This is a genomic window from Acinetobacter dispersus (genome assembly GCF_009884975.1).
Lineage (GTDB): Bacteria > Pseudomonadota > Gammaproteobacteria > Pseudomonadales > Moraxellaceae > Acinetobacter > Acinetobacter dispersus.
Genome location: NZ_CP041970.1, coordinates 647,308 through 670,247, shown reverse-complemented (window position 1 = coordinate 670,247; position 22,940 = coordinate 647,308). Strand labels below are relative to the sequence as shown.

General features: G+C 43.4%; 21 protein-coding genes. 3 read left to right on the top strand and 18 right to left on the bottom strand.

Annotated elements, in window-relative coordinates; all coding sequences use genetic code 11:
* Positions 1 to 59: 59 nt before the first annotated feature.
* Positions 60 to 1,064: an allantoicase gene (gene alc, locus FPL17_RS02780; RefSeq protein ID WP_159883076.1), complete on the bottom strand. Its 1,005-nt coding sequence runs from the start codon at positions 1,062 to 1,064 to the stop codon at positions 60 to 62.
* Between the two features lie 163 nt (positions 1,065 to 1,227).
* Between alc and FPL17_RS02775 the strand changes: the two genes are divergently transcribed.
* The gene (locus FPL17_RS02775; protein WP_159883075.1) at positions 1,228 to 1,944 is read left to right on the top strand and encodes a FadR/GntR family transcriptional regulator; all 717 of its coding nucleotides are present in this window, start codon (positions 1,228 to 1,230) and stop codon (positions 1,942 to 1,944) included.
* Positions 1,945 to 2,126: 182 nt separating this feature from the next.
* Positions 2,127 to 3,284 (top strand): FAD-dependent urate hydroxylase HpxO, encoded by a 1,158-nt coding sequence (hpxO, locus tag FPL17_RS02770; RefSeq protein WP_159883074.1) that lies wholly within the window; start codon positions 2,127 to 2,129, stop codon positions 3,282 to 3,284.
* A 109-nt stretch (positions 3,285 to 3,393) separates the two neighbouring features.
* Here the strand turns inward: hpxO and FPL17_RS02765 are convergent, their stop codons facing one another.
* The 17 genes from FPL17_RS02765 to FPL17_RS02685 all read right to left on the bottom strand — a co-directional run bounded on the left by FPL17_RS02765 (position 3,394) and on the right by FPL17_RS02685 (position 21,674).
* A complete protein-coding gene (locus tag FPL17_RS02765; protein ID WP_159883072.1) occupies positions 3,394 to 4,689 on the bottom strand; it encodes an OprD family outer membrane porin in 1,296 nt (431 codons plus the stop codon).
* Between the two features lie 175 nt (positions 4,690 to 4,864).
* Positions 4,865 to 6,238 carry a nucleobase:cation symporter-2 family protein gene (locus FPL17_RS02760; protein ID WP_159883070.1) on the bottom strand — a complete coding sequence of 458 codons (1,374 nt, stop codon included), beginning with the start codon at positions 6,236 to 6,238 and terminating at the stop codon, positions 4,865 to 4,867.
* A gap of 50 nt (positions 6,239 to 6,288) precedes the next feature.
* Positions 6,289 to 6,624, bottom strand: coding sequence for a hydroxyisourate hydrolase (gene uraH / locus FPL17_RS02755; RefSeq protein WP_159883068.1), 336 nt, complete (start codon positions 6,622 to 6,624; stop codon positions 6,289 to 6,291).
* Positions 6,624 to 7,124, bottom strand: a complete 501-nt coding sequence (uraD, locus tag FPL17_RS02750) for a 2-oxo-4-hydroxy-4-carboxy-5-ureidoimidazoline decarboxylase (RefSeq protein ID WP_159883066.1) — start codon at positions 7,122 to 7,124, stop codon at positions 6,624 to 6,626. Before uraD ends, uraH begins: the two co-directional genes overlap by 1 nt.
* Before the next feature lie 177 nt (positions 7,125 to 7,301).
* Complete coding sequence (locus tag FPL17_RS02745) at positions 7,302 to 9,725, bottom strand: glucose/quinate/shikimate family membrane-bound PQQ-dependent dehydrogenase (RefSeq protein WP_159883064.1); 2,424 nt, start codon at positions 9,723 to 9,725, stop codon at positions 7,302 to 7,304.
* Positions 9,726 to 9,741: 16 nt separating this feature from the next.
* The gene (locus FPL17_RS02740) at positions 9,742 to 11,070 is read right to left on the bottom strand and encodes a carbohydrate porin (protein WP_159883062.1); all 1,329 of its coding nucleotides are present in this window, start codon (positions 11,068 to 11,070) and stop codon (positions 9,742 to 9,744) included.
* 18 nt (positions 11,071 to 11,088) lie between these two features.
* Entirely contained in the window at positions 11,089 to 12,549 is a 1,461-nt protein-coding gene (locus FPL17_RS02735) for a right-handed parallel beta-helix repeat-containing protein (RefSeq protein WP_159883060.1), read from the bottom strand.
* Positions 12,550 to 12,569: 20 nt separating this feature from the next.
* The gene (gene aroD, locus FPL17_RS02730) at positions 12,570 to 13,409 is read right to left on the bottom strand and encodes a type I 3-dehydroquinate dehydratase (RefSeq protein ID WP_159883058.1); all 840 of its coding nucleotides are present in this window, start codon (positions 13,407 to 13,409) and stop codon (positions 12,570 to 12,572) included.
* Between the two features lie 258 nt (positions 13,410 to 13,667).
* A complete protein-coding gene (gene pcaG, locus FPL17_RS02725) occupies positions 13,668 to 14,297 on the bottom strand; it encodes a protocatechuate 3,4-dioxygenase subunit alpha (protein ID WP_005286859.1) in 630 nt (209 codons plus the stop codon).
* Positions 14,298 to 14,309: 12 nt separating this feature from the next.
* On the bottom strand, positions 14,310 to 15,035 hold the full coding sequence (gene pcaH / locus FPL17_RS02720) for a protocatechuate 3,4-dioxygenase subunit beta (protein WP_159883056.1): 726 nt from the start codon (positions 15,033 to 15,035) through the stop codon (positions 14,310 to 14,312).
* A gap of 10 nt (positions 15,036 to 15,045) precedes the next feature.
* Entirely contained in the window at positions 15,046 to 15,459 is a 414-nt protein-coding gene (gene pcaC / locus FPL17_RS02715; RefSeq protein WP_005187383.1) for a 4-carboxymuconolactone decarboxylase, read from the bottom strand.
* A gap of 32 nt (positions 15,460 to 15,491) precedes the next feature.
* Positions 15,492 to 16,844: a 4-hydroxybenzoate transporter PcaK gene (pcaK, locus tag FPL17_RS02710; protein ID WP_159883054.1), complete on the bottom strand. Its 1,353-nt coding sequence runs from the start codon at positions 16,842 to 16,844 to the stop codon at positions 15,492 to 15,494.
* Between the two features lie 41 nt (positions 16,845 to 16,885).
* Positions 16,886 to 17,671 carry a 3-oxoadipate enol-lactonase gene (pcaD, locus tag FPL17_RS02705; RefSeq protein ID WP_159883052.1) on the bottom strand — a complete coding sequence of 262 codons (786 nt, stop codon included), beginning with the start codon at positions 17,669 to 17,671 and terminating at the stop codon, positions 16,886 to 16,888.
* A 4-nt stretch (positions 17,672 to 17,675) separates the two neighbouring features.
* A complete protein-coding gene (locus tag FPL17_RS02700) occupies positions 17,676 to 19,025 on the bottom strand; it encodes a 3-carboxy-cis,cis-muconate cycloisomerase (RefSeq protein WP_159883050.1) in 1,350 nt (449 codons plus the stop codon).
* 8 nt (positions 19,026 to 19,033) lie between these two features.
* Positions 19,034 to 20,242: a 3-oxoadipyl-CoA thiolase gene (pcaF, locus tag FPL17_RS02695; RefSeq protein ID WP_005187372.1), complete on the bottom strand. Its 1,209-nt coding sequence runs from the start codon at positions 20,240 to 20,242 to the stop codon at positions 19,034 to 19,036.
* 92 nt (positions 20,243 to 20,334) lie between these two features.
* Positions 20,335 to 20,988 (bottom strand): 3-oxoacid CoA-transferase subunit B, encoded by a 654-nt coding sequence (locus FPL17_RS02690; protein WP_005187371.1) that lies wholly within the window; start codon positions 20,986 to 20,988, stop codon positions 20,335 to 20,337.
* The gene (locus tag FPL17_RS02685; RefSeq protein WP_159883048.1) at positions 20,985 to 21,674 is read right to left on the bottom strand and encodes a 3-oxoacid CoA-transferase subunit A; all 690 of its coding nucleotides are present in this window, start codon (positions 21,672 to 21,674) and stop codon (positions 20,985 to 20,987) included. Before FPL17_RS02685 ends, FPL17_RS02690 begins: the two co-directional genes overlap by 4 nt.
* 249 nt (positions 21,675 to 21,923) lie before the next feature.
* Between FPL17_RS02685 and pcaU the strand changes: the two genes are divergently transcribed.
* Positions 21,924 to 22,748 carry an IclR family transcriptional regulator PcaU gene (gene pcaU / locus FPL17_RS02680; protein WP_005187369.1) on the top strand — a complete coding sequence of 275 codons (825 nt, stop codon included), beginning with the start codon at positions 21,924 to 21,926 and terminating at the stop codon, positions 22,746 to 22,748.
* Positions 22,749 to 22,940: the final 192 nt, after the last annotated feature.

Here is a 22,940-nt window from a genome sequence, read left to right as displayed (position 1 = left end):
TCTCTTCCATTTCTTATCAGCCCCATTGAATCACAATGAGGCTATTCACCCATGAGAAATTACCTAACTACTTTCCCCCATAAACGAATCCGACTAATCCCTCCATCAGGAATCATATTGACGCGGATATAATTCACTTTTTGATGCTGAAGCACTTCTGCAACATATTCATGAATATTGTCCATCGTCAAAGGCTGCTGTTCTAATAAAAAGGACCAAAACATACTCTGAGGAATAAGCTGCGCGTCGGTTGCATCTTCAACATAAGCCGCTTGAATCGAACAAAATGCAGGATAATTCCCTTTGAAATAAGCGGTATCCACTTCAACTTTTTCAATTTGCCCTGTTTGTCCCAAAGCAATAATGCACCAATCAAAACCTGGTGCACGGCGACGTTTGGTCTCCCAACCATCTCCCATGTTTAAACCGCGATCAGGACTTAGCAAATTATTCGGATGGCCAAAATGCGCATCACTAAAGGCCACAATGCGCCCACCATTTTTTAAACCAATCAAATCCATCTGCTGAGTTGTATCAACATTTTCAAGCACCACACGGCCATACACCCGTAAACGGGCAATACCCCCATCAGGGAAAATATTAATGCGGATATGCGTGATTTTCTGTGCTGAGCAATCAAAGAAATGGTGCTGATCCGGAGATAGAACTGTATTTTCTAATAATGCAGTCCATGTCATACCTTCTAATTGATTATCTGGTGCATAACAGCCTTCAATAGAAGCGGATGCTGGATAATTGCCTGTAAAGAAAGAAGTATCAATATCAAATCCAGATACCAGCCCTGCCACACCTAGATGAACAATACACCAGTCATAACCTGCTTCTCGCTTACGCCGTGTTTCCCAACCATCCATCCATTTACCGTGATCATCATATTTTCCGTCGATGAATTGAGCGGGTGTGCTTTGCAACATTCTTGCAGCTTCAGCAAAAAACTCATCGGAACAGCTCACGATAGTTGCACCAATTCTGGCATCCGCAAGATTGGTTAGGCATTGAAAATGGTTCGGTAAGGCTACGCTTTTAGCAACATGCACTGTCATTGATCATTCCTGATATTTCATTTCTATTCTATTATGCAAGATCCAGTCCAACTGGTCAGACCTGTTGTTAAAAATATAGCTATTTTCAATCAAGAACGCCAACACAAAGATAAATTTTGTGTAGAATCAAACTGTTTATTTTTATATTTAAGGTGCGTTGCTGATGAGTCCACAAGCTATGCTCAATGGAAAATCATCTCAGGTGACTGAGCAAGCGGTGGAAGTGATTCATCAACGCATTCAACAGAACACTTATGCGGTCGGTTCTGCCCTGCCATCACAACGTGATCTTGCTCTTCAATTAGGAATCAGCCGTGCTTCTTTACGCGAAGCATTAACCCGTCTTGCAGCCTTAGGGCTATTAGAAATCAAGGCTGGTAAAGGAGTTTACGTTATTTCACAGCATAGCCAAGCGGCAGAACAATGGGATGGCGAGCATCGGATTTCTCTCAAGGATTTCTACCAACTACGCTATGTACTCGAGGGCTTTTGCGCACTGCTGGCGTGTGAATATTTAACCGCACAAGACAAATCTATTTTAGAACAACATCATCAAGCACTGACTAGTGCAATTCAAGAACAGAATTGGCAAGCAGCTTCTGAAGCTGACTATGCTTTTCATCAGCAAATTATTTTACTAAGCCATAATCAATCAATTATTCAAACACTTAAAATGCATACTGAATGGATCAAAAAGAGTCAAATCCTGCCTTTCCTACAACCCAATTTGGCATTTAAAACCATTCAGGAACATGACGTCATTCTACAAGCCTTATTTAAACAAGATGCAGCGGCGGCAGAAAAAGCCATGCAAGCGCATATTATTGGGGCTGCGCAACGGGCTGGGGTCTATTTTTCTCGACATAACAGCTCGATCTAACGACCAAAATTAAATCTGCACCACTTTGCCCCATGCTTTGAACCACATCAATGCAGCCTTTCTATTTCTGCTTTTTAATAAAGCAAAATATCTGGTATGACCAGTAAAACCAGTTATTAGAATTGGCACACTTCTCGCTTAGAACTGTTTAGAAACTTATTTATATATTTAGAGTCTGAACGATGAATATTGCGATTGTAGGTGCAGGTATGGGCGGTTTGACTGCTGGTATCGCTTTAAAAAAATTTGGTCATCAGGTCACGATTTACGAACAGGCAGCCGAAATATTACCTGTTGGGGCTGCGATTTCACTTTGGTCAAATGGCGTCAAGTGCCTAAATTATCTCGGATTAACCGATCAAATTCAGGCTTTAGGTGGGCAAATGGAATCTTTGGCTTATATTGACGGACTAAGCCAACAAACCATGACCCAATTTAGTTTAACACCTTTATATAAAGAAGTTGGACAACGTGCCTATCCTATTGCCCGAGCGGATTTGCAGCAATTGTTAATGCAACAATTTGGTTTGGAAGATATCAAACTGGGCATGAAAATGACCGCAATAGAAACTCATCAAGAAGATGTCACGGTCCATTTTCAGGATGGCTCGCAAACCACAGCCGATCTACTGATTGGTGCAGATGGTACTCACTCTCTCACTCGACAGTTTGTACTTGGCTATCAAGTCGAACGTCGCTATGCAGGCTATGTCAATTGGAACGGACTGGTCGAGGTAGATGAAAATATTGCCCCTGCTCTGCAATGGACCACGTATATTGGTGAAGGCAAACGTGTTTCACTGATGCCTGTTGCACAAAATCGTTTTTATTTTTTCTTCGATGTGCCATTAGCTGCAGGACTGACAAATGATCGTGAATATTATAAACAAGAGCTAAAAGCACATTTTCAGGGTTGGTGTCAGCCTGTACAAAAACTCATAGACTGTTTAGATCAACAAAAAACCAATCGTGTTGAAATCCATGATATTGAACCTTTTATGGATTTCTATAGAGGACGAGTGGTATTGTTAGGTGATGCAGCTCACAGCACCACACCCGATATTGGACAAGGCGGCTGCCAAGCGATGGAAGATGCGATTTACCTTGCCCGTGCCCTGCAAATCAATACCTTCGGTTTAGATGATGCCCTAACACGCTACCAAAACAAACGGAATGATCGAACTAAAGAAATGGTACTCAGAGCACGTAAACGTTGTGATATCACTCATATGAAAGATCCAGAAGTGACTCAAGAATGGTATCAATCACTATATCAGGAACAAGGCTCACATATCATGCAAGGGATTATTAGCAATATTATTGGTAATCCACTGGATTAAGTATTTATCTTTTTAACTCCCCCCGATCAAGGGGGCTTTTTTTATCTTTTTGATCATAAAAAATGCACACCTCTTGTGAGGTATGCATTAGCTACAATCGCTCAATCAATTAAAACTTATAACTCAACGCAAAACGGTTTTGTAAAAAATTCTTGTCATAACGTGGCGAAGTCTGAATCCCTGCAAAATTACTGACACTGAAACCTTTTAAAGCACCTGCGAAATTATAAATACCGAATAGCATATATTCTGATTGATTACGGCTAGCGGCACTCTCGGTCTCTTTTAAATCCATAAATGAATAACGTGCCCCTGCAATCACTTGATCAGTTAGTTTACCCTCTAAGGACAACATCAAAGCATTGCCTGCACCTAAATCCTGGGTACTGGTAAAAAAGGGTTGTGCAAAGATTTCACCAGATGAGGTTTGACTAGCATACGGCATTAATAAGGCACCATTTAAATAGCTGTTCTGGTCTGGCTTAATATAGTTATAGGCGACCTTCAAACTAGCGGCAGGCAATACTTTAAAAGCAGCCTGTACACCCCAAACCTGACTGTTGATCTCACCAGCAAATGCTTTACCCTGATCCTTACCAGACATATATTGTAGTGAAAATTCAGGAGCATATTTCAGTTGTGAAAATCCAAGGTCCGCTTGGGTATAAATCAAGCGTAGATAGTCATCATAGTCTTGATACCAGAGTTGTGTCTTGAGGGTTTTATTCGCGTCTAACTCAAAACGTTTCCCTACACCAATTGACCAAACGCCATCCGTTTCTACTTTTGAATTTTGGCGCGAGCTTTTAGTAAACTCATCTTCAGCATAACTTTTATATTTATTAACTTTAGTCAAACGTATGAAATCATATTGGTTGCCGATCTGCACATCCGCGGCTTGATATAAAAACATCAATACACGGCGGTCTGCGTAGTCTCCCATAAAAGGTAAATTTAAACGCTGATTACCTACCGTCACCCGAGCCAAATCATTTTTCCATGTCAAATAAGCTTCTGCTAAACCATCACGATCTTCTTTTAATTCAGAAACTTCATCATTTTTGTTCTTCTCGTCTAAACGACGCTGAATATCATAACCAACAGCAGCCTGTACCCCATAAAAAGGAGCGGTCTCATATTTGATATAGCCACCGATCACAGCTGTATCTTGGTTTAAATTATTGACAAAATAGCCATTATTCAAAGAATAATAGGCTGATTTCACTGCACCATGCACGCTGCCGCAACTCAATACTGTAGTTATAGTTGCAACTGAATCATTGCGAGTCTGACAGTCCTGTTGCAAATTAAACAGCCCATTTAAGCTGGTATCTGCCGCCCATGCTTGCATTGCAGCGGTCATCGCGATGGTCAATGTTAATGCATTTAATTTAAGATTTCTCATGAGTATTTCCCCGAAAGTTAGATCTAAAAATCGCTTTAGGTCTTTAAAATCCTGTTTTTAGCTTTTTCAAGACAAAAACTCCCCTAGACCTATTCATAAATGAATAAGCGACTTTTAAATTTTTGTTGATTAAAAAAATGGTTGTATTAGAGATCCACCTCTAAATTGATATTGATCAATGCCCTGAATTTAATGGCAAAGTCGCAACATCCACAGATTTCTTGTTAAATGGCAAATGATTGAAGATGATATTGAGTAAAATTGCAGTGATACACGCCGAGCTAATGCCTGAATGCAATAAGGTTTTTACCCAGACTGGAAACTGTGCATAAAACTCCTGATTCACTATTGGGATCATGCCAATTGCCAGTGAAGTCGCCACGATGATCAAATTTTTATGATCGTTATAATCCACTTTGGCTAAAGTACGGATACCACTTGCAGCAACTGTACCAAACAGTACAATGCCTGCCCCACCTAGTACTGGCATTGGGATTGAAGCAACCAGACGTCCCACGATTGGCAATAATCCCAAGATGATTAAAATTCCCCCCGCAGTCGCCACCACAAAACGGCTTTTCACCCCTGTAATAGCAACCAAGCCGACATTTTGAGCAAAAGCCGTTTGCATAAATGAACCAAAGATTGGAGAAATTGCACTCGATAACATATCCGCGCGCAAACCATCACCAATACGTTTCGAATCAACTTTAGTTCCAACAATTTCACCAATCGCAATAATATCGGCAGTGGTTTCCGTCATGATCACCAAGGTCACAATTGTCATGGAAAGAATGGCAGAAAACTCAAATATAGGAGAACCGAAATGGAAGAAGCTAGGTAAGGCAAAAATAGAACCTGATGTAACTTTAGAGAAATCGGCAAATCCTGCAAAATAAGCGAGGATGGTTCCCAACACAATCGCGACTAGAATTGCCAAACGACGGAGCATTTGACTACGTAACATACTAAAAATAATTACAATTGCTAGCGTCATGACAGCCAAACCCACATTGGCTGGATCACCCCAATTTTCTGCCTTCGGATTGCCCCCCATAATCCAGCGGATCGCAACAGGCATCAGTGAAATACCAATCATGGTAATCACACAACCCGTCACTACAGGTGGAAAGAAGCGAATAATTTTTGCAAAGAATGGGGTAAGTAATAAGCCAATTAAGGACGCCACAATCACCGCACCAAAAGCAGATGCTAATCCTCCACCGGTACTGACAATCGCGAGAATGGTCGCGACACCTGCAAATGATACCCCCTGTACAATCGGTAGCTTAGCCCCAAAGTGTTTAAAGCCAATGGTTTGCAAGACCGTAGCAATTCCTCCGACAAATAGCGCTGCTGCAACCAACAATCCAATTTCAGAAGCTTGCAATCCTGCTGCAGCCCCAATAATTAAAGGTGGTGCGATAATGCCCCCATACATGGTCAAGACATGCTGCAATCCATACATCAGATTTTTATTCATGCCTAAATATTGATGTTCTGCGGATATATTTGTTTCTGATTCTGAACGTATATTGTCTTGCTGCATGGGTTAATTCCTCAAATTAAGTTCATGATGTCCACATTGTTAAGTTATGTTTAGCTGCCACGATAGGTTGAATATGAAAACGGACTGATTAATAACGGCACGTGATAGTGCTGTTGAATATCAGCAACCTTAAAATCAATACACACACGTGGATAAAAACTTTCGACATGTAAAGTTTGAAAATACTCCCCCACCTCAAAAATCAATTGATAATTGGCTTGGATAAATGATTCGATTTTAAATGCAGGAATACGGCCATCTGCATCTGTGAACTGTTCATCCAGCAAAATATATTGATGATTGATTTCCTGACGTAATTTCACCAATACCTGACGAGCTGGCTGACCAAGTGATGCATTTAAAATATGTGTGCTAATACCCGCCATTATTGAATCTCCTGTTTTAAACGAATCAAGGCAATTTCCGCCAACTGTTGTTTTACTTCGGCTTGCTCTTGTGCAACCGTATTGAGTAATCGACGTTGTAGTTCAGACAATATCTGTTGCCCCGAACGACCCGCAGCGCGAATCAGGAAAATATGCCCAAATTTGTGCTCATAATCTAAATTGCCCTGATATAGCGCCAGTTGTACGACAGCGTCTGTTTCAACTTGAGCTTGTTCACGTTGAGAAAATTGCTGTTCTTTTTCAGACAAAACCGCTGCCGCTTTTTTCTCGCCAATACGTGGATGTTGCTCCAAGGCAGCTGAGATTTCAGGCCATTGCCAAGTTTGCGCTTGCTCAGTAGCAGTCTGATAAAACTGTTCTATAGATAGATAAGGACGTTGCTGTAGCAATTTAGACATCCAAGTAGGGATATGCACACAGCTCTGCAAGACTTGACTTGCCTCTACAGTGCCTAATTGATTGAATGTTTCGAGTTGCATCGCTGCTCCAATTTATCGCATTGTCAGACTGGTCTGACCAGATAGCATAAATTAAGCAATGAATATGCCAATTATTACTCCCTAGGCCACAAATATCATCAAGATGGTCTTTTATTCGATTGAAATAAAAAACGACAATCGCTAAGGATTGCCGTTTTTTGATAGAGATTAAAAAGTTTAGTTCAAGCTATACGCAATTACATAATCACCATGATCAGGCGATTGACGTGCACCGCCCGCGGTAATCAGCACATACTGCTTGCCATTTTTTGGAGACACATAGCTGATCGGTGTACCTTGGCTCCCTACGGGTAAACGCGCTTTCCACAGTTCCTTACCAGAAGATGAATCCAATGCACGCAAGTAATAATCCTGAGTTGCAGCAAAGAATACCACCCCACCTTGAGTTGCCATTGGTCCACCAATGGTTGGCATTCCAATCGGTGCTTTAAGCCCCATTTTGATGCCCATTGGCCCTGTATCTTGCACGGTTCCCATTGGAACCTGCCATGCAATTTGACGGGTTTTCATATCAATTGCCGTCATGGTGCCATAGGGTGGTTTTTGGCATGGGATATTCAACTTCGACCAGAAGCGATCTTTGTTGACTTTATAAGGTGTGCCTTTCATTGGTACTGCACCCATCCCTGTATTGACTTTTTCTCCGCCATTGGCTTGAACAGCCAAGTCTTCTGGCGTTTGTTCAATTAACTGAATCCATAAGCCCAAACGCATGTCATTGACGAACATATATTGATGGCTTGGATCAAAGGCAATACTGCCCCAGTTCATACCGCCTAGAGAACCCGGGAAGCTCAATGATTTATCCGTGCCCGGTGCAGTGAATAAACCTTCATAACGCATCGATTTAAAGTTCATTCGGCACATCAACTGGTCAAATGGCGTAGCACCCCACATATCCGATTCAGTTAAGGTTTGATTGCCAATTTGCGGCATTTCCACCGAACGTGGTTGAGTTGGGCTATATTGCTCACCTTTGATATCGGCAGGTTTAACTGGCTGCTCAATCACTTTGGTCAGTGGTTGGCCCGTTACACGATCCAATACAAAGAACTGGCCTGATTTAGTACCAATCACCACAGCGGGTTTATTGCTACCATCTTGCATTGGGAAATCCACCAAGCTTGGCTGCATTGGTAAGTCAAAATCCCATAGGTCATTATGAACGGTCTGATAGACCCACTTTTCCTTGCCAGTGGTTGCATCCAAAGCCAGAACGGATGAGTTGTATTTGTGGTCCAATGGTTGACGATTACCACCCCATACATCGACCGATGAGCTGCCCATTGGCAAAAATACCGTGTTCATCTGAGGATCATAAGACATCGCTGCCCATGAGTTTGCTGAACTACGTTTATAGGTTTCTCCATCCTTCAACACATAGTTTGGATCAGGGTTGCGAGGATCAAAAGCCCAACGTAATTCACCTGTAATGACATCGTATGCACGAATTACACCACCCGGCATATCGGCAGCAAAGTTATCGGCAATACGGCTACCCACCACAATTACCGTACCCGCAATAGTTGGCGCAGAAGTCACCTCAAAACGTGGTGCTGTTGTGCCCTCACCTAAACCTTTGAGTAGGTCAACGGTACCTTCCACACCAAAGTCTTTACAACGTTCGCCCGTGTCTGCATTGACTGCAATTAAGCGACCGTCCGGTGTATTGGTATAGACTCGACGTAAGCATGAAGTATTATTTGCCACCGCTTTTACCTGTGTCGCTCCAGCCAGAGTCGGCTGAACCAAGGCTTGGGTAGAATCAAAATAAGCAACCCCTCTACATCGCTCCCATGCATCTGACTTCGAGTTGACTTCGGCTTTCCAGAGTTGTTTACCTGAGTCTGCTTCCAACGCGAAAATATTATTATGCGGAGTACATAGGAAAATCTTATTGCCCACTTGTAGCGGCGTCATTTGATCTTCTGCACCATTTCCCGAACCTGTGGTGAAATCACCCGTCCGAAAACGCCAAACCTCTTTTAATTGATGTACATTGTCCCTTGTGATCTGATCCAGTGCAGCAAAACGGCTCCCTCCTGAATCCTGACCATAATGCGCCCAGTTGGTCTGCTTCATATCCGTTTTTACAGGAATCAGTGGTAATACCTCACCAGAAGCCGTCACGGTTGGATGAGGTTGGAACATCTGATAGAGACCAATCACCATACCAATAACCGTCAATATACCTAGACCATAAGCAGGTAAATCTGTGCTCGGTTGAAATTGATAACGACGGATGGCAGGTAAAGTAAACATCAGCGCGGCAAATAAGCCTGCTGGAAACATCAGTCTTGAAAATAAAGGCCAGAACTCCCAACCTGCATCAATCAATGACCAGATGATCGTTCCTGCAAAAACCAGACTGAATAACCATACGCCCAATGCTTTTTTCTTAAAAATAAAAACAGCAGAGATGAGTGTGAGTACACCCGAGATCACGAAATACCATGATCCGCCTAAGGTCGCCAGCTTTACGCCACCGACTGTAAAAAACAGTCCTGTCAGCAGCAAAACTAAGGCCAAAATAAAGCACCATATTTTCAGTATGGTATGTGAGCTTGAAGATTCAGACATCTGTCATACTCCTGTATTAGAAATTCACACGCATGCTCAGGCCCGCAACCCATGCATCATCAACCTCTTTAACACCCGCAGGTTGATGAATATATTGCAGGTTCGGTCTTAACATGACCGCAGGTGACCACTGATAGGTATAATTCAGCTCAACATTGAGCTCATCACGCTGTACGGGTACATAACCTGCAGCAAGCGCATCGTATTGGTCATAACCACGACTCTGGTTAATTTCAATCTGACGATCTTTATAACGATCATTTACGAGGTAATTGGCAATACCAAAACCAATTGAGTCATTTGGACGACGATCAAAAGGTCCTTTGTACCAAAGTGCCAGTTGCTGGGTACTGTTGACTGCTGTAGTGGCTTTATCATTAACTACGGCATTGAAACTGACGTACAAACCACGTTTCGGATCGTCACCTTTTTGGCTGAGTTGTTGTTGTGCATTCAACCAAAAACTATGTTTACCATCATGTACCTTACCCACAGTCGCAATATCATTGGCTTCGGCTGTTGAATAGAGTGCCCCGACTTTATATTCGCCTGATAAGCCATTGAAGGCAGCAAGTTTTGGTCGCCATGCCAATTCGACTGGAATGGTTGCGCCTTTGACATGATCCATATCCAGATTAAAACCATCACGATTGCGATCAGTTTTAATATTGTCTGGATTGACTTCATAGACACCGACACCTAACGCCCATTCAGGTGCGAATTGATATTTAACATTGGCGCCCCATAATCCAACAGGTAAGTTGTACCAGATTGAACCAATCGACTTTCCAAGCTGACCACCACACAGTAACAGGTTCTGAAATTCGCATTGCGAGCCATTAAAATCTTCTGACATACCCATACGGCCAATCTTGAACTGCACCGTATTGTCAACAAAGCCTTTTTTCACCCATGCCTGACTCAGGCGCCAGATTTTGCCACGACCGTAGATTTCCTGTGAATTGCCTAATGCACTAGAACGTGGGTCTTTAATTCGATCCAAGGTTAAGGCATTACCATCGCGTTTGGTGATTAAAAGACTGGCACTGGTATCTTTCCAACCTGCAATTTTCTCTAAATCAAAATTGGCACCTAAAGACAATTGCGCTGCATTTTTAAAAGCATTGTCATCGTTATAGCCTCCATCCAGATTGGTCGCAGCTTGACTCATGATCGAGGCTGTAAATTTATAGCCTTCTTTTTCCAGTTGCTGACGCTGACCATTCCAATCACCGAGTAACCATTGGCGATCCTGTGACCAAGCTTGATCTGCAAAGCTAGATTGAGCAGCATATACAGCCACTGCCAGACAGCTCATTTTGAGCAATAATGCATTCGACTTCATATTCGGCCTCCTTGCCGTTTATTTCAGTTTTACAGCTGAACTGAGTTCAGATGTCGCACCTACACGGTCAGTGATCGTTGCTGTCACTGAAGCAACTTGCGTTGTTGGTTTCCAAGTTAGCGTTGCAGTTCCTTGTACATTGGTTGCAGCAACCGCTGAACCTAAATAAAGCTCTGCCTCATTTGAATTTGCCGATGTATTGCCAAAAAACTCGACCTGATAACGCTGGTTCGGCTGACCTTTGACTTCGACTGCAATTTGTCCTTTGGACACACTTAATTTTGGTGCCTGAATATTCTGGTTCGGTTGAGCATTACAGCCTTGCTCATCGGATGTGTTGCAGGTTTTTTGCAAGTTGGCAGGATCAATTTTGACGCCATGACCACGTGAACCTACAAAATGTGCATGCTCTAATCCTGGAATATCAAAGATAATTGCGCCGACGCGTTGATTCGGTACGCAACTTCCACCTGCCTCACAGCGTTTAATGTCTTTGCCATTATTCCAGATTAAGTTTTTGGTCAGGGTAATATGTGCATTGGCATCTTTTTCAGAACGGATCGCGATTCCCACCCGATTGCCATGTACTTTATTGCTGTCAAAAATGTTGCCATCACCGGTCAGATTAAAACCATTGGAGTTATTGGTCAGTTCGTTATAGGCAATATAGTTGCGCTTGCCCCAGTTGATCTGTAGCCCATCTGAATAATTTTCAAATTTATTGCCCACCACCGCATTGTCATTACCCCACAGAATTTCAATCCCTTGTGAAGGTTCAGGATTTGCTGCAGTAGAAATAAAATGGTTATTGGCAACTAAGTTAAATGCTGCACCACGAGTCAGTTCAAGGCCATCGCCATTGTCCTGAAAATAGTTATTCAATACTTTGTTGTTATTGGTGGTGGTCGCTGTTGGATTGCCCTTGCCATCATCGCCAGTCAGCATCACCCCTGCACCACCATAGTTGTGCATAATGCGGTTGTTTTGGATCAAGTTATTGCTGGCACGGTTCATCAAGATACCAATACAGAAATGACGAATTTCCAAGCCTTGGATGGTGACCCCATTGACGTCGCGCAATACAATGCCTGGTAAAGTCGTGGTACGGACATTGGTCCCGAACTGCCCTTCAACCGCACCAGGACAGGCTTCAACACCAGTTCCTTTAATATAATTCGATCCATCGACTGCAATAAACTCACCTGTTTTTGCCCATTGCGTCCCAATGATTTTTACAGGCGCTTTGATCTCAGGTAATGGACTGTTGACCTTAATGGCATAAGGCGCTTTACCTACTGCCTGAATCAGAATCTCGCTGGCTTCAGTCGGCTTGCTATTGGCTTGTTCAATTGCCCAACGCAAAGAACCTTTATCTTTATCATCTTGATAACGATCAACAACATAAGTTTCTGCTGCTGCCATTCCCGAAACCGCCATCGCCATCGCTAAAGTGCTTAAACGTAAGTAAATTGCTTTCATGTCTAAAAATCCTTTTTAAATTATTGTGTAGGTTGAACCGTTTTTAAAAACTGTTTCAGTTGCGTAACATCGATCTGACCCGGTGCCGAAGCTTCACCAATCATGCCAAAACTGAAGCTGCCGCCCATATTGGCCGTCGCAATGCGGGAAATCGTCCCAAGTTTACCCATTGACATGGTAAGTAATGGCTTTTTAGATTGCTGACTGACTTTCAATGTCGCATTCATGAGGGTAAATACGTCTTGTTTGCTTTGTGGCATGACTGCGATTTTAAGAATATCTGCCCCCAACTCATCTTGCTTGAGCAAGCGTTTAATGATTTCAGCCTCAGCGGGTGTTTTTTGAAAATCATGATTCGACATTACAATCAGCACTTTTTTCGCATGTGCTAATTTGACCGTATTCTTCACAATTTGCTGATCGCGGAACATTTCCACATCCAGCATATCCATAAATGGCTGCTGTAAATAAGCCTGATAGGTCTTGCCATAATCTGCATCACTAATGGTCAGTTGCCCACCTTCATTATGAGTACGAATGGTGGCAATCATCGGCTTAGTACCAAGAATCTGTTTTAACTCTTGACCCAAGGCAATCACTTGCTTGCTATCACTGGCAAAGCTCAGTAAATCAATCCGAAACTCAGCGAGATCCACATCAGCATTGGCGGCAATCACTTTTGCCTGTGCAATCGCCTGCTCTTTGGTTTTGGCGGTAATTGGTACAATAGTTTTCACAGGCAATTTTGCCAGTTCAGATAATTCAACCTGTTTGTGTAGATTGTCTTGTGCTTGTACGCTTTGAACCATCAATAGAGGGCTAACAAGCAGCATCAATGTTGCCAGTGTTTTCATTTTCATCTGTATCGTCCTTAATAATAGATTTGCTCATTCAGCGGGGTCTTAGCGAATTTTGATTAAATGATAGGATAGGCCTTCGGCTGGACTTACTTTGGCTCCGCCCTGAGAAGCGCTTGAAGCTTCGTAAGGGCAAAAGCATTGTCATCCCGTAAGGTTTCACTTCCGATACCACATTCGTAGCATAGCTACTCGTCTTGCGCTCAGATTGCAGATGACATTCCCGAGTAGCTAATTTCTACATACGTTTCTTTAATATATTTAAATATCAAAGAACACGGTTTCATCATCACCTTGGATACGAATATCAAAGCGATAAACCACTTCACCATCCACTTCACTGCGTTTGGCGATTAAAGTCTGGCGACGTACTGCCCATTCAATGCTGTTTAGCACTGGATCATTGGCATTGGCATCCACTTCATCTTCAAAATAAACACGGGTGTGTAAGCCAATATTGATGCCGCGCGCAAACACTGCCACAGCAATATGCGGCGCCTGAATTGAACCTTTACGCCCAGCAACAGCGCCCGGTTTTACCGTATTAAAGCTCCAGAAACCTGTTTCAAAATTGGCACCTGTACGGCCCCATCCAAGAAAATGTGGATCGGCAGTTTTACCTTGAGTATCCGCCTGACTTGGATAAACACCATTTGCATCCGCCTGCCAGATTTCCAGTAATACATCTCTTAATGGCAAACCAAGACCATCAAACACCTGACCTTCGAGACGAATACGTTGTCCTTGAGTGTGGTCATTGACTAACTGGTTATCAAAGTTATGCTCAAATACTTCAATATTGGCTTGTTGCGGTAATAAACCGATATGAACATAAGGACCACCTGTTTGTGATGGGGTTTCCTTTAATTCCTGAAAATTCCATGCATTCATCGTATGTCTCCCTTAAGTCAAATCATTTTCAAAATAAGTCGCACGACGACCACGAAGATGAATATCAAAGCGGTAACAACGACTATCTGCTTCGATGAAGTTGTTTTTATCTTCCAGTGCGATCAAGGCACGACGCTGATCTTCTGAAGGAATAGTTTTCAAAATCGGGCAAGTATCAATCAAGGTATCGCCTTCAAAATAGAACTGCGAAATCAGACGCTGTGCCCAACCATCTGCGAGTAAGGAGAAATGAATATGCGCTGGACGCCATTCATTAATACGGTTACGCCACGGATATGGGCCCGGTTTGATGGTACGGAAAATATAAAAACCATTTTCATCGGTTAAGGTACGACCACAGCCACCAAAGTTAGGATCCATGGCACCAATGAATTTGTCATTCGGATGACGATAACGACCTGATGCATTGGCTTGCCATACTTCTAATAAGGCATTTTTCACAGGACGACCAAACTGATCACGCACATAACCATGCACAATGATACGTTCACCCACAGGTAGACCTTCTTTGGCATAGTTCAGGATCAAGTCATTGTCTTTAGGACCAAAAATACTTGGTGAAAAATGCGGTGAAGTGACTTCAGTCAAGGTTTCATTAATTGAGATCAATGCATTCTTTGGCGAGCGTAATACACTGGTCTTATAACCGGGTGTATATGCTGGCGGATGATCATCGGTATTACGTTGTGGGTATGCACCTAATGTATGCTTTAACATACCAGTCTCCTTAATCCTGTGGTTGTGCTGCAATAGGCTGCACGTCGATGCCAAGTTCTTTAAAGACTTCTTCGGCCATATGCATTGCTGCATTTGCTGCTGGCAAACCTGCATATAAAGAACTATGCAAGATCAGTTCTTTCAGCTCGTCCTTGGTGACACCATTGTTGAAGCAAGCACGTAAATGCATTCTGAGTTCATCTTCTCGCCCCAAAGCCAATAAAATGGCAATCGTGACCAAACTACGGGTATGACGTGGCAAGCCTTCACGTGACCACACTTCGCCCCAAGCAAAACGACTAATAAAGTTCTGGAAATCCTGATTGAAATCATTCAGGTTCGCCAAAGAGCGGCCGACATGTTTTTCACCCAACACTTCGGTACGGACTTTCAGTCCTTGTTGATAACGTTGTTCATCATTCATGAACGTTGCTCCTCATCTTGAAAATATGAGCCTTAGGTTGCATCGGTATGAGCAACTAGCGATTTAACAAAAATTGCGATGGCCGCTGCCGTAGCAGGAATCATCAATAAACTGAGAATGGCGGTAAACGACCAGTCATTGCCCAATAACACGGCACCAATCCATGCACCGAACACGGCACCAAAACGGCCGATCCCTGTCATCCACGCGATACCAGTTGCACGACATTGGGTTGGATAGAAACGCGCACTTAACGCTGGCATAGACGATTGCGCACCATTAATGGCAATCCCTGCACAAAGCACCAACACAGCCAATAGAGTTGGATTGCTCAGGCTTTGCCCAACAGCAACAGCAAATAAACCTGCAATAAAATAGAAACCCGAAATAATGCGATTTGGATTAAAACGATCCATTGCCCAGCCAATGAACAAGGCACTGAGTACACCACCGAATTGGAACAATCCGCCGATAAACGCAGCACGCTCCATAGTTGCGCCCGTTTCACGCATCAAGGTTGGTAACCAACTGGTCAGTAAATAAATCACCACCAAACCCATAAAATAGGTCGACCACAATAAAACCGTACCTTTGGCATATTGTTTGGAGAACAGCATGCCGAACACATTTTTCTTTTCTGCAACCGCAGACTGTTCTTCTGGTATATGGAAATGCTCAGCTGTTTGAACTTTTTCAGGTGCAATATGACTCAAAATCTTACGTACTTTTGCAGGATCTTGACCTTTCACGATCAGGAAGCGATAAGACTCAGGTAATAAGAAAATCACCAACACCATCAGAATTAATGGTGTCCATCCACCCAATAAGAACAGACTATGCCAACCATAAGTCGGAATCAGCCAACTGCTGATAAAACCACCTGTAGCCATACCTAAGTTGTAGCCACAGAACATACAAGTCACCAATAAAGAACGACTCCGTTGCGGACAATATTCTGAAAACAAGGTGGTCGCATTCGGCATCGCCGCGCCTAAACCAATACCCGTTAAAAAGCGCAATACCACCAGACTATTTAGATCCGGTGCATATGCTGAAGCCAAGGTAAAACCACCAAAGATCAACATGGAAATGGTTAAAACAATTTTTCGTCCAAATCGATCCGCTGTTGGTCCTGAAACCAGTGCACCAATGATCATGCCACCGAGTGCAGCACTCATTACTGGACCGAGTTGGGAGCGATCAATGCCCCAATCCAGTGCCAAAGCAGGTGCAATAAAACCCATTGCGGCAGTATCGATTCCATCGACAAATACAATGAGAAAACAAATAATTGCGATCATCCATTGATACTTGCTTACAGGTGCCTCATTAATCAGTGCCTGTGCATCCATACTGTTTTTTTGGGCAGCAAATTCCTGTGCCATAGTTGCCTCCTTGTAGGCGAATTCCTTTCTAACCCTTATGGTTATATGTTTTGAATAAACTTGGACAATGTCTGATTGAACACTTGGGGTTGTTCAATATTGGATAAGTGCGACGCTGCCAAAATTTCAAGCTGACTGGTTGCAATGAGTTGATGCATAAACTCTGCATCTTGAACCGTTGTGACAGGATCGTACTGCCCTGCAATAATTAGCGTCGGAATCTGAATTTGATGCAGTTGATCTCGAACATCTGCATCAGCTAAAGCACGACATGCATTGGCATAACCTTGTGCAGGTGTCACTGCAAGACTCTGAATGGTCTTTTGCGCTAGAACATCATGCGCATAATCAAAATGTTCACTAAACCAACGCGTATGTGTGGTCTTTACAATTTCAGCTAAACCGTTTTGTTCAACACTCTCCGCACGAGTATTCCATGCTTCGGCAGTACCAATTTTTGCTGCGGAATTTGCAACAGTAATGCTGTGAAAACGTTCAGCATGATAGATGGCTAAAGCCAATGCAGTAATTCCGCCCATTGAAATGCCACAAAAATGAACTTTTTCAATGGATAAAGCATCTAGGATATCAACCACATCTTCAGCCAGATTTTGCAGGGTACTATTGGCAATGACTGCACTTGCGCCATGCCCACGTGTGTCATAGCTAATAATTTGATAATGATCAGCCAAAGCTGCAACTTGTGCCTGCCACATACCATGGTCAGTTCCCAAAGAGTTGGAGAACATGATGACTGGCGCATCTTTCGGGCCTTGATGTAGGACAGCAAGTGAATGTCCTTGACGATTATTGATATGCGTGATCATGTGCTTACTCTCCTTGTGCTGCGTGTAGCACGGCATCAATTTGGTCCTGAATATTGCCGAGGTAAGTTGCTGGCTGGAACAACTCATCCAAAGCCTGATCATTAAAATGAGTGTTGACTTCATCCATTGCTGACAAAATGATTTTTAAATGCTGCTGTTGAGCAACTGCTTGCTGACATGCTTGCTCAACCAAATGGTGTGCATTTAAACGACCAATCTTGGGCGCAAGTGCCATCATCACAGCCTCTGCCATGATGAGGCCATTTGTACATTCAAGATTACGTTGCATCGCGTCTGCATTGATTTGCATATGCTCGAGCACATCGCAACTACGTTCTAAAGCACCTGCACATAACTGGAAAACTTCTGGGATTGCCAACCATTCGGCATGCCAAGCCCCTAGAGCACGTTCATGTTCTTGCACCATGCTTTGATACACGCTTGCCATTAAGGCGGGCACACGATTGGCTGCGGCAAGAATTGAAGCTGCTGCCACAGGATTACGCTTATGTGGCATAGTCGATGAACCACCACGCCCTTTTGCTGTTGGTTCAAAAACTTCTGCGATTTCGGTTTGCATCAGCAATGACCAGTCTTTTGCCATCTTGCCAACATTGCCAACAATCAAAGCAAGCATACTGGCAAGTTCAACCATACGGTCGCGTTCACCATGCCATGTACATTCTGGAACGGTTAAATTGAGCTGAGCTGCAAAAGCTTCGACCACCGCTGAACCTTGATCTTGTAAAGACGCCAATGAACCTACTGCACCACCGAGCTGTGCAGTCAATATGCGAGTTTTTATTGTCTGTAAGCGATCAAGATCACGTTTCAAAGCTGCTGCCCAGCGTGCAAATTTATACCCCAAAGTAATCGGCAAAGCTTGCTGTAACCAAGTCCGTCCAATCATGACCTGATCGCGATATTGCTGCGCTTGCTTTAAGCAAATTTGATATGCCTGGTGCAGTTGCTTTTCGATCAAAGCCTGGGCATCTCGACACTGCAAAATCGTTGCCGTATCAATAATATCCTGACTGGTTGCGCCCCAATGCACATAGCGTGAAGCGTCTTCATCCTGCTGTTTCACCAAAGCAGTGAATTGTTTTACCAATGGAATCGCAACATTACCTGCCAGCCCTGCTGCTGTTGCCAACGCATCCAAATCGATTTGTGTTACGGCATTTTGACCGACCTGTTCAATGATCGTTGCCGCTGAAGCAGGAATGACTTTGACCTGTGCCTGAGCTTTGGCTAAAGCCACTTCGGCTTGAATCATATAACTCAATAAAGCTTGGTCACTAAAAATGGCAGTGACTTCAGGCTGATAAAATAAGCTGGCGTATAACTGGCTCATGACAGACCTCACTCAACACGTTGAATAATCAAGGCGATGCCTTGACCAACACCAATGCACATCGAACATAAGGCATACTGACCTTTGATCTGTTCAAGTTGATTTAGAGCCGTCGTCACTAAGCGTGCACCTGAAGCACCCAGTGGATGACCCAAGGCAATTGCACCGCCATTCGGGTTGATTCGTGCATCGTCATCACTCAAACCTAAATCACGAGTTACCGCTAAGGCTTGTGCTGCAAAGGCTTCGTTCAACTCAATCACATCCATCTGCGCTAGAGAAAGATTGGCTTGTTTCAGTAGTTTTTTGATTGCAGGCGCAGGCGCAAAACCCATAATCCGAGGTTCAACTCCGACAGTCGTCGCCGCAATGATTTTGGCACGTGGCTTTAATTGATATTTTTCCACCGCTTGATCTGAGGCAATCAATACCGCAGCAGCACCATCATTAATTCCAGAGGCATTACCTGCTGTCACAGTGCCTTCAGCTTTAACTACACCTTTGAGTTTGGTTAAGCCTTCTAATGTGGTTGATGCACGTGGATGCTCATCGGTATCCACCACAACCGCATCACCCTTACGCTGTGGAATGCTGACAGGCACAATTTCATTTTTAAAGAAGCCATTGGCTTGCGCCGTTGCCGTACGTTGTTGGCTGTTAAGTGCAAACTGGTCTTGATCGGCACGGTTAATCTTAAATTGTTCCGCTACGTTTTCAGCCGTTTGTGGCATGGTGTCTACACCATACATTTCTTTCAGTTTTGGATTGATAAAACGCCAGCCCATGGTGGTGTCTTCAATCTTTTGGTTACGGCCAAACGCGCTGTCAGATTTGCCCATCACATAGGGTGCACGGCTCATGCTTTCGACACCACCTGCAATAATTAGGTCAGCCTCATTGACTTTAATGGCACGGGCAGCCATGGCAATCGCATCCAGAGAAGAACCACATAAACGGTTCACTGTGGTGGCTGGCACTTGATAAGGTAAACCTGCCAATAAGGCTGACATGCGTCCCACATTACGGTTATCTTCACCCGCTTGATTTGCACAGCCATAGATCACATCATCCACTTGTTGCCAGTCGATACTTGGATTGCGTTGTATAAGTGCCTGAATTGGAATGGCTCCCAAGTCATCAGCACGGACAGGTGCAAGACCGCCTGCATAGCGACCAAATGGGGTACGGATGGCATCAATGATATAAGCGTTTTTCATGTGTTTTTTCCTTTATCTAAAATCCCTCCCAACCTCCCTTTATTAAAGGGAGGAGTTCCCCTCTTTTTTAAAGAGGGGTTAGGGGAGATTTATTATCCTTGAGTTGCATCAATCAGTTTCGCACCCGTCAACGCCTGTAACTCCGCAAAGCTCAAACCTTCGACTTTCTCAATCACTTTTAAACCGTCTACTGTCACATCAATCACACACAAGTCGGTATAAATACGATCGACACATTTCAAGCCTGTTGCAGGATATGAAAGAGTTTCAACAATCTTCGGTTCACCTTGCTTGGTGTTGTGATCGGTGGTGATAAACACTTTCTTGGCACCGACAGCGAGGTCCATGGCACCGCCCACCGCAGGAATGGCATCTGCTGCACCGGTATGCCAGTTAGCCAGATCACCATTGGCTGCCACTTGGAACGCACCGAGTACCGCAATATCCAAATGTCCGCCACGCATCATGGCAAAGGAATCACCATGATGGAAAAAACTGCCACCAGTCAGCATGGTGACGTATTCTTTACCTGCATTAATCAGTTCAGGGTCTTCCTCACCTTTGGCAGGTGGTGGACCAAATGCGAGTAAGCCATTTTCCGAATGCAGAAATACATCTTTATCGGCAGGAAGATAATTGGAAATCTTAGTTGGTAAGCCAATACCTAGATTGACATAAGCACCATCAGGAATATCTTGTGCGACACGTTCAGCAATTTGGTCACGGCTTAATTTTTGATAGCTCATTGTTCTGCTCCTGTGCCATTGGCTGCATCGACAGCGACCACATGCTGTACAAAAATCCCAGGGGTAATAATGTGTTCAGGATCAAGTTGCCCCAGTTCGACCAGTTCAGACACTTGAGCAATAGTGACATCAGCTGCCATCGCCATGATTGGACCAAAGTTACGGGCTGATTTGTTATAAACCAGATTGCCCCAGCGATCGCCTTTGTGTGCCTTAATCAGTGCGAAGTCTGCTTTGATTGGGTATTCAAGTACATAGTCTTTACCATCGATATGACGGGTTTCTTTACCTTCCGCCAATAAGGTACCGAAACCCGTTGGGGTAAATACTGCACCGAGCCCCATGCCTGCGGCTTGAATACGGCACGCCAGATTGCCTTGCGGGACCAGTTCCAGTTCGATCTTGCCGGCACGATAGAGTTCATCGAACACCCATGAATCTGACTGGCGTGGGAAAGAACAGATGATTTTACGTACCGCATCTGTTTTAAGCAGTTTGGCCAAACCATAGTCACCATTGCCTGCATTGTTATTGACGATGACCAGATCCTTGATGCCAAGCTCAATCAATCCATCAATCAGTTCAGCGGGTTGCCCTGCGGTGCCAAAGCCACCAATCATGATGGTTGCCCCATCTTTTATTTGCGATAGCGCCTCGGTTAATGAGAGCGTGCTTTTATCAATCATCTGACTACTTCCTGTACGATGCATCACTCGTATTTTCATCCTGAAAACCGATGAAATTAAGTCGAGTGCTTTGTTCGGATTTCTTCTATTCATTCTTGATAAATTCTGCGCTTACTTCTAGACGTTGAAGTGCATTTTGTTCGATGATTATTTTTTATGTTCGATCATCGAACATTATCCAAGTAAAATAGTCATCTTTCGCTTAGAATGTTTTTATAAAGAACCCGTTTTAGCAAGGATGTCTAAATTATGGAAAATGATCAGGAAAAGAATCCGCGTTTGATTCATCATAACGAAAATAAAAAGACCATTCGGCATGAAGACTTTATTGCAGGAATCGCGAAAGGCTTGGCAATTTTGGAATGCTTTGGCCCCGAACGGCATCGCTTAAATATGAGTACCGCCGCTGAAAAAACGGGCATGACCCGCGCTGCTGCACGACGCCATTTACTCACTTTAGAATACTTAGGCTATTTAGATTTTGATGGGCATTATTATTATTTATCACCCAAGATTCTTAAATTTTCTGGGGCTTATCTCGATGGTTCCACACTTCCTAAAATATGCCAGCCCTTATTAAATCTTTTAACCAATCAAACCTCATTGATTTATTCGGTGATGGTTTTAGATGGTTATGAAGCAATTACCATTGCCCGTAGTGCAGCTCACCAACAAACTGATCGAGTCAATCCTTATGGCTTACATTTAGGTAATAGACTCCCTGCCCATGCAACTTCTGCTGGAAAGATTCTGCTTGCACATTTAACGCCAGAACAACAAAAACGATGGTTAGAAAAATACCCGTTAAAACGTCTAACCAAATATACCCATACCGAAACTGATCAATTTTTAGAATTACTGCATGAAATCAAAGAACAAGACTGGTGCTATTCCTGTGAAGAACACGAACTGGGAGTGCATGCTGTGGCTGTACCGATATATGATTCCAATGCAAGCGTGGTTGCTGCCTTAAATATCGTGTCTCCGACCATGCGCACCACCAAGGATTATTTAATTGCCCATATTTTACCTTTGCTACAAGAAACGGCTCGCGATTTACGCCAAATCATTTAATCAGGCAAAAAAAAGCCACATCTGGAAATGTGGCGAAAGGTGTATTGCTGCTACGGCTTATGTCCGTATCTTTAAATTAACCACCCTTGCTTAAATGAACATTAATTTAGTGAACATTCATTATATTTTTTAGTCACCAATAGAAATTGCAATTTTTCTGTACGCACTTACTGTAAGCAAAATATTAAATTC